This is a genomic window from Streptomyces sp. NPDC030809, assembly GCF_055572195.1.
In genome coordinates this window covers 87984-96346 of the sequence record NZ_JBVIDV010000008.1, presented here as the reverse complement: position 1 = coordinate 96346, position 8363 = coordinate 87984, and the positions used below count along the sequence as shown (strand labels likewise).

The 8363-nt window shown below is 75.2% G+C and carries 5 protein-coding genes; 2 read left to right on the top strand and 3 right to left on the bottom strand.

Annotated elements, in window-relative coordinates; all coding sequences use genetic code 11:
• Positions 1 to 381 precede the first annotated feature (381 nt).
• Positions 382 to 4689 (bottom strand): S8 family serine peptidase, encoded by a 4308-nt coding sequence (locus ACZ407_RS13365; protein ID WP_468128173.1) that lies wholly within the window; start codon positions 4687 to 4689, stop codon positions 382 to 384.
• Between the two features lie 91 nt (positions 4690 to 4780).
• On the opposite strand from ACZ407_RS13365, the gene ACZ407_RS13360 reads away from it, so the two are divergent.
• Complete coding sequence (locus ACZ407_RS13360; protein WP_468128172.1) at positions 4781 to 5734, top strand: helix-turn-helix domain-containing protein; 954 nt, start codon at positions 4781 to 4783, stop codon at positions 5732 to 5734.
• A 72-nt stretch (positions 5735 to 5806) separates the two neighbouring features.
• Here ACZ407_RS13360 and ACZ407_RS13355 read toward each other — a convergent pair whose 3' ends face one another.
• Together ACZ407_RS13355 and ACZ407_RS13350 are read right to left on the bottom strand one after the other, a co-directional pair.
• Positions 5807 to 6733, bottom strand: coding sequence for a S8 family peptidase (locus tag ACZ407_RS13355; RefSeq protein ID WP_468128171.1), 927 nt, complete (start codon positions 6731 to 6733; stop codon positions 5807 to 5809).
• A gap of 262 nt (positions 6734 to 6995) precedes the next feature.
• Complete coding sequence (locus ACZ407_RS13350) at positions 6996 to 7559, bottom strand: DUF4291 domain-containing protein (RefSeq protein ID WP_468128170.1); 564 nt, start codon at positions 7557 to 7559, stop codon at positions 6996 to 6998.
• 163 nt (positions 7560 to 7722) lie between these two features.
• Here ACZ407_RS13350 and ACZ407_RS13345 point away from each other — a divergent pair, with 163 nt between their 5' ends.
• Positions 7723 to 8121, top strand: a complete 399-nt coding sequence (locus ACZ407_RS13345) for a GNAT family N-acetyltransferase (RefSeq protein ID WP_468128169.1) — start codon at positions 7723 to 7725, stop codon at positions 8119 to 8121.
• The last annotated feature ends 242 nt before the right edge of the window (positions 8122 to 8363 follow it).

Below are 8363 nucleotides of genomic sequence, written 5' to 3'. Positions count from 1 at the left end.
ATCGAACCGGCCGTCCACCTCCACATCGCCACTGACATCCCCTTCTCCGTAGGCCCCCCCCCCCCCACCCCCCACCCACCCCCCCCCCCCCCCCCCCCCCCCCCCCCCCCCCCCCCCACCCGCCCCCCCCCCCCCCCCCCCCCCCCCCCCCCCCCCCCCGGGACCCGGTTGAGCGCTGGGCAGGCCTTGCACCTGCATCCCCCCACGGGAAGTGGGGTGCCTTTCCTTGGACCACCAACGCACGGCCGACCGTCCCTGCGGGGCGGCGAGCTCAAGATCAATCGTACCTGACGGGGGCGGCTGCCCGGAGCGTCGCCCGGCCGTGCGTACGGTCGGGGCGCCCCGGCCGTCCGTACGGTCGGGGCGCCCCGGGCACGCCGGTCAGCGGCGCAGCCTCAGGCGGTGGACCCCGCCGTCGACCGTGCCGACGTAGAGCGTGCGGCCGTCGGGGGCGGCCGCCAGCTTGGTGGCGTCGGTGTTCTGCAGGCCGCTGGAGACGTTCTCCCACGTGAGGCCGTTGTCGGTGCTGCGCAGGACGCCCCGGCCGCCCTGGACGAGTCCGGACTCCCGGGAGCCGGTGGTGGCGGCGTACAGCGCTCCGCCGACCCGCAGCAGGTCCGAGACGTGGACCGCGAGCGGGCCGGTGTCGGCGGTGCGGAAGGTCCGGCCACCGTCGGTGCTGACCCGGACGGAGGAGCCGCCGACGACCAGGCGCCGGCCGTCGGTCGCGATCGCGGAGACGGGGCCCTCGGCGACCTTGGTCTTGGTGACCCCGCCGTCGTCCGAGCGGTAGAGGCCCGAGGCGTTGCCGAGCCAGAGGCGCCGCGGGTTGCCCGGATCGCCGGCCATGGCGTCGAAGGACCGTTCGTGGAAGAGGTTCTTCCACGTCCTGCCGCCGTCGGTGGTGGTGTACAGCCCGTCGCCGATGAGGCTCCTGAAGCCGACCGCCACCCGGTCCGGGTCCGCCGGGTGCACCAGGATCGAGGTCGGCAGCTCGGACGAGGTGCCCTTCACCTGCCAGGTCCGGCCGGCGTCGGCGCTGCGGGAGACCTCGAAGTGGCCGGTCGCGGTGCGCCGGACCTGCCACACCGCCCTGGTGTCCTTGGGCCAGACGGCGATGTGCGAGGTGAGGCGGCCGGTCCTGCCTTCGGCCCCGGTCTGCCCCCACTCGGGGCCGGCGACCGGGAGGGCGGTGCGGTAGGTGCCGCTGACGGTTCCGGCGAGCAGGTGGTCGCCGCTGGCCGCGAGGGCGAAGGCGGTCAGGCCCTGGACGCCGATCCGCCGGTATCCGGTGCCGTCGGCCGCACCGCGGTACAGGCCGTCCTGTTCGCTGGACACGGTCACCGAGCCGTCGGCCCAGCGGTCGTAGTCCATCGCGATGGCCGCCTTCGACGGGGCGGGCAGCGGCTTCCACGTCCTGCCGTGGTCGCGGCTGACCTGCCCGGCGCCGAACAGGGCGCGCAGGTACAGGTCGCCGCCGGAGGCGGACAGTCCGTTGCCGCCCGAGGGCAGGAGCAGCAGGGTGGACCAGGTGCGGCCCTTGTCGTACGAGCCGCGGACGCCCGTGCCGGGGACGTAGGCGGCGACCACGGTGGAGTCGGCGGCCATGCCGCGGACCGTGTTCACCGGCTCGTCGAGGATGCGGTGCGCGGGACCGGGGTCTCCCTTGCCGACCCCGTCCATCCGCCAGACGCTGTCGAACGCCGCCAGGTACAGGGTGTCGCCGACGAGGGCGGCCTCGCGGACTCCGCCGGTCACGCCGGTCGGGTAAGCCGTCCAGCGATCGCCCGCGTCCGTGCTGACCAGCAGCGTGCCGTCGACCACGGCGGCGAGGGTACGGGTCTGCTCGTCGGCGACGAAGGCGTCGATGTGCGCGTCGGGCACGTCGAGCCTGCGCCAGCTGCGGCCGTTGTCGTCGGTGCGCAGGACGGTGCCGCGGCGGGTGGGGTCGGCGGCCGTGTTCACGGCGTACCACCAGCGGTCGGGGCGGCGGGCGTCGACGACGACCGCGCCGGTGCCGTTGCCGTCGGCGATCGGGAGCCTGCCCACCTGGCGCCAGGTGGCGCCGCCGTCGGTGGTCAGCCAGGGGGCGGCCTTCCGGTACTGGGTGACGACGGCCTGCTTCGGCCGGGCGGGCGAGAGTGCGAGGTGGCCGGCCTCGTTGTTCGGGCCGATGGGTTCCCAGCGGTCGCGGCGGCTGTCGGCGGGGGTGACCTCGAAGGCGCCCGCTCCGGTGATCTGCCGGCCGTCGGCGGTGGTGGCCCGCACGGCCAGCCGGTAGGCGCCGGCCGCCTTGCCGGTCACGTCGGCCTGGTAGTAGCCGGCGCCGTTCACGGTGGTGGGCAGGGTGAAGGGCCTGCCGTGCGGCGGGGTGACGGTGACCTGCGGCGGTGCGTTCAGTGCGGCGGGGGCTGCGACGTGCACGGTGGAGCGGCCGTCGCTCGGGTCGGGGGAGGCCTGGACGGCCAGGTGGCGTACGACGAGCAGGTACGGCACCCGCAGGGCCGGGCCGCGGTCGGGGGTGGCGGTGATCCGGCCGCTGATCTCCGTGTCGGCGGCCGGGCGGGCGGCGCGCAGGGTGGCCTTGACAGTCGCGGAGGACCCGGCGGGGACGGTGACCCGCGCCGGGGACACGGTGGTGGACCCGGTGGCGCCGAGGCTGACGCTCAGCGGCTTCCTTCCGGGGTTGGCCAGGCGGATCTTCGCGGTGCCGCCGACGGTCTGCCGGCTCAGGTCGGCGAGGCCGAAGGACACGGTCGCCGGGGAGGCGGTGAGGGTGGCCGCTGCGGCGGCGGCCACGTCGAGGCGTCCGTTGCCCTGGACGGAGGGACCGGTGCCGGCGAGCGGCTTCGCGGTGCCGACCAGGGCGGACCTGATCGCGTCGGGGCCCTGGTCCGGGCGCAGTTGGCGCAGCAGGGCCGCGGCGCCGGCGACGTGCGGGCTCGCCATCGAGGTGCCGGACATGCGGTAGACGCCGGGGCCGTACATCGAGGTGGGGATGGCGGAGCGGATCTCCACGCCGGGTGCGACCAGGTCTGGCTTGAGGCCGAAGCCGGTGCCGGGGCCGCGCGAGGAGAACGAGGCGATCTGGTCGGTGGCGTCGGTGCCGCGCAGGGTGACGGACACCTTGCCGGCGGCCAGTTCGCGGCTGAGCTGGGCGTACTGGGTCGTGTCGATGCCCATGACGACCAGGCGGTCCATGCGCAGCGAGTCGCCGGAGGCGGCGGGCCGGGTGAAGTCGGGCCGGGCGGGGGTGGCCCGGGCGCCGAGGGTTCCCGGCGCGGGGGCGGAGGCACCGGCGGCGGGGGCGGAGGCGCCGGGGGCGAGGACGGGGCCGGAGCCGTCGGGGAGGCCGCCGAGCACGGCGAGCGCGCCGCGCTTCTCGGCCTCGCGCGCCCAGTCGATGTCGTACTGGCTCAGGACGTCCGTCACGGGCGGGACGAGGATGTCGGCGCGCAGGATCTTGCCCCGTACGTCGCCGACCCGCTTCCAGTCCTCGGGGGTGCCGGCGCCGACGTCCACGAGCGGTGCGGTGACCGGCTGCCGGGGCGGGTTCGCGGACAGGATGCCCCGGTACGTCTGGATCAGCTCGGGCTTGCTGCCCGCCAGGTACGCGCTGGGGGTGCGGATGCCGCTGGTGGAGGCGCCGACCGCGATGACTCCGGCGGCCGACGCGGGCGTGCTGACGGTGCCGCGGCCGGGACCGCTGTTGCCCGCCGCCGCGACGACGACCACCCCGGCCCGTACGGCGGCGGTCGCCGCGCGGCCCAGGGGGTCGGTGCCATCGCCGGGGCCGCCGAGGCTCAGGTTGATGACGTCGGCCGGGTGGGCGCCCGCCGGGTCGGCCGCCGCCTCGATCCCGGCGATGATGTCGGAGGTGTAGCCGCTGCCGTCGGCGCCGGTGACCTTGTAGGCCAGCAGGCGCGCGTCGGGCGCCATGCCGGTGACGCCGCCCTTCGCGGCCGCCTTGCCCGCGATGATGCCCGCGACGTGGGTGCCGTGGCCGTTGTCGTCCATCGGGTCGCCGTCGCGGTTGGCGAAGTCGTAGCCGCCGACCACCTTGTGGCCCTTGCCGAAGCCGCCGCCGAGGTCGGGGTGGCCGTAGTCCACGCCGCTGTCGACGACCGCCACGACGGTGCCCTTGCCGGTGGCCTTCACCCCGGACGGGTCCCGGCGCTTCCAGACCTCGGGCGCGCCGGTCAGCGGCACGCTGGTGTCCGTACGCACCTGCATGCGGGTGTCGGGCCGGACGGCGACCACCCCCGGCAGCGCGGCGAGGCGCGTCGTTTCGGCGGCGGGGACGGTCATGGCCACGGCGTTGAGGAGCAGGCCGAGCGTGCGGGGTGCGGCGGGGTGCAGCCCGGACTTCCGCGCCGCCGCGACGAAGGCGTCCTGGCGTGCCGCCAGGGCCCGCCGGGCCGCGCCGACGGCAGAGGCGGTGCGGGCGCCCGGGGAGGCGAGCGAACCGCCGGGGGCGGCTGCGACGGCGGGCTTCCCGGCCAGTTCGACGATGACGCGCCGGTCCGGGCCGGCCGGGTTCGCGGCGGTGGCGGCTATCGCGGTCGCAGGTGTCGCTGCGCCGGGTGTCGCGGTCGCGGTGCCGGGGAGCGCGGTCAGCGTTCCGGCGAGCGCGACGGTGGTGACCGCAACGACCACCTGGCGTCGGGTACTTCGTGGGTTCTTGGCCATGGGCAGAAGTCCTAGCGCCGAAGTCACTCTCCGTACAACGGATCTTGGAGGCCTCTTGCTGCCGCTGGCACAAGTGGGCCAGTATCCGCATATGACGCACGAACTCACCGCGGCAGGGATCGATCCGTTCGACGAGAGCGTCTACCGGGCGGTGTTGGCCCGGCGTACGGCGGCTCCGAGCGAACTCGCCGCCGACCTCGGCTGCTCACCCGTGCGCGCGGCCAGGGCGCTGGACCGGCTGCACGACCACGGTCTGGTGGGGCGCCTCGCGGGAGTCCGCCGCCGGTACGCGGCGATCGAGCCGACGGCCGCGGTCGATTCCCTGGTGCGCGCCAAGACCGCGGAACTGGACCGGGTGCGTTCGGCGGCGGAGGAGTTGTCCCGCCTCTTCGCGGCGGCGCAGGCCGGGACCGCCGGGGAGGACCAGGTCGAGATCGCCACCGGCCGCGAGGCGCTCGGGCGCTGGTTCGTCCGGCTCCAGCAGGAGGCGCGCGAGGACGTCATGACCCTCGACCGGCCGCCGTACGCGCTCACCACCGCGAACCCGGTGGAGAGCACGGCACTGGGGCGCGGTGTGCGCTACCGCGCCGTCTACGCGCCCGAGGCGCTGGAGTGGCCGGGGGTGCTCGAAGACATCCGGGGGTTGGTGCGCCGCGGGGAGCAGGCGCGGGTGATGCCGGGCCTGCGGATCAAACTGGCCATCGCGGACCGCCGGCTGGCGCTGATGCCGCTGTCGCTGGACCTCGACGGGGTGCGCGCTGCGGTCATCCGCCCCTCCGCCCTGCTGGACGCCCTCACCGACTACTGGGAGCTGTGCTGGAAGCAGGCCCTGCCGCTCGACGCCCCGGCCGAGGACCCGCTCGGCGAGGAGGACCGCCTGATGCTCACCCTGCTGGTCAGCGGCCTGAAGGACGAGGCCATCGCCCGCCAGCTCGGCTGGTCGGTCCGCACCATGCGCCGGCGCATGAGCCGCCTCCACGAACTCCTGGGCGCGGCGAACCGCTTCCAGGCGGGCGTGGTGGCGGCGCGGCGCGGCTGGATCTGACCGGGTGCTCGGGCGCGCCCCGCGCCCTGGGGGCCGGGGGCTGGACCTCCGGCTCCGTTTCCGCCGGTGCGGTCAGAGGCCGCCGGTGTGGAGCAGCCGGTTGGGGGTGTCGGAGCGGACGCCGCGGAGGATGCCGCGGGTGGCCGTGCGGTCGAGCCAGCGGTGGACCTCGCCGACCGAGGCGCGGGGGTGTGCCGACAGGTAGAGGGCGACCACACCGGTGGCGTGCGGTGCGGCCCAGGACGTGGCGCCCTCGTCCAGGGTGGTCGTACCGCCGCCGGCGAGGGCGGAGGTCACCTTCTTGCCGGGGGCGTACAGGTCCACGCACCGGCCGTATCCCGAGCCGTAGCCGCCGTCGCTCCACGGGCGGTCGCCCGGCGTGGAGGCGGCCACGACGATCGTGCCGGGGACTCCGGCCGGGGAGTGCCTGCAGGCGTCGTCGGCGAAGTTGCCGGCCGAGACCACCGTCGTGATCCCCGCGTCGATCATCTTCTTCACGGCGGCCTCCACGGCCGGCGACCGGTGCCGGAAGTTGAGGGACATGTTCACGACCGCGGGCTTCTTCGCGTGCGCGGTGACCCACTTGACCGACTTCACGACGGCCGCCTCGGCCGCGCCCGGGGAGCCCGCTCCGTCGCTCTCGCACAGGACGCCCTGGACGCGTACGAGCTGGGCCTGGGGCGCCACCCCGTACTTCGCGCCGCCGATGACGCCCGCGACGAAGGTGCCGTGGCCGAGGCCTCCTTCGTCGAAGCAGTCACGGGAGTCCTGGGGACCCACGAAGTCGGCGCCGAGGCGGGCGCGTCCGCCGAACTCCTTGTGCGCGATGTCCATGCCGGTGTCGATCACGTACACGTGGACGCCCTTGCCCGTGGCGGTGGCGGTGAACTTCCCGTTCAGCGGGCGCGAGCGCTGGTCGAGCACGTCCAGGTGCCACGGCACGCGCCGGGTGACGGCCGAGGCCCCGGCCCGCGTCGCGAGCCCGGCCGTCGTCGCCACGCCGTCCGAAGACCTCACCGCCGCAGAGGCCGACGCCGCCGGTCCGGACACCGGCTGCTCCCCCTTCGCGGGACGCGCCCCACTGCTCCCCGCGCCCGCCCCGCTCGCCCCGCCGCCGCAGGCCGAAGCCCCGAGCACGGTCACCGCGGCCAGCGCAGCGAGCCCGGCCCTCGTCGCTCTCCCCGTCACAACGCCCCCCACATGCCGCTCCGTACGCAAAGTCACTGCCCAGGACGACGGCAGCAGACGTACGGTTCCGGCGTCAGGTGCGGCAGAGGCGGGTCTCCAGCGGGCGGGGCAGGGGGTAGGGGCGCTCCGGGGGCAGGAGGCGTTGGGCCTTGGCTGCCTGGCCGCTCTGGATCAGTTCTGCGGCCTTGCGGGCCCGGGGGGTGAGATCGGTGATGCCGGTGATCCAGTCCTCCGCGAAGGTACGGATCACGTCGCGCCCGACTCCGACCTGGATGCTGTAGTGGTTCAGCGCCGCCCCGCGCACGGAGCGCTCGGGGTCCCACTGGACGTGAACGGCCGCCCGGGCAACGGAGTCGGGGTCCGAAGTGGTGAGCACGGCCTGCGACAGGGCCTCCTCCCACCCCTCGCGGGTGATCCGTACGCCGAGGATCCGCTCCTGCCCGGCCTTGCGGGCCCAGTTGCTGCGGTGCATGAGCCACAGGAACGACGGCTTGATCCACGTCATCCTCCGGAACGAGAACGGCGCGACGAAACGCCCCGCGCGCAGGGCCGCATCGGCGATGGGGGCGGCATAGGCCTGGTAGAGCACGATCGTGTCGGCGTCGAAGTCGGCCCGGACCTGAAACTGGGGTGCCATGTCCGGCACCCTGCCACCCGGCCCGCCGAGGGCGCGAACGAGTTTCGGCCCGCAGCTCCGTGGGGGCGGCCGGACCTGGTGCGGCGATGGGGTTCCCCGGCGCAGGGGTGCGGAGGCGGGGTGGCGCTGGTGGACGCCGCAGGGCGCTGATTGGATGCGGTTCATGATGATCACATATGACTGGCGCGGCGAATTCACCGATCCCGAGGTCAACGCGCTCCACGCGGAGGCGTTCGGGCATCCCGAGGGGGACGCCGAGTGGCGGACCCGAGTGCAGCGCCACAGCCTCGGCTGGGTGTGCGCCCGCCGGGGCGACCGCCTCGTGGGGTTCGTCAACGTCGCCTGGGACGGCGGGGCCCACGCCTTCGTCCTCGACACGATGGTCGCCCACGCCGTGCGCAAGACGGGAGTCGGGACCGAACTCGTCGCGGCTGCCGCGAGAGGGGCCCGGGCCGCGGGCTGCGCATGGCTCCACGTCGACTTCGAGGAGCACCTGCGCCCGTTCTACTTCGAGGCCTGCGGCTTCACACCGACGGATGCGGGTCTCCTCCCCCTGGGGTGAGGCGGGTCCCGCGCCGGGTGACGACCCGGTCCGTCCGGACGGTTCCGTTGATCAGTTGTTGATCATCCGTCAACATGCGGCCGGTCTACTGCTCGTCGGTGTTCGTTCCACGGTGGTGCTTCCGACGGCCGGGGGGGGGGGGGGGGGGAGGGGGGGGGGGGGGGTGGGGGGGGGGGGGGGGGGAGGGGAGGAGGGGGGGGGGGGGGGGGGGGGGGGGGGGGGGGGGGGGGGGGGGGGGGGGA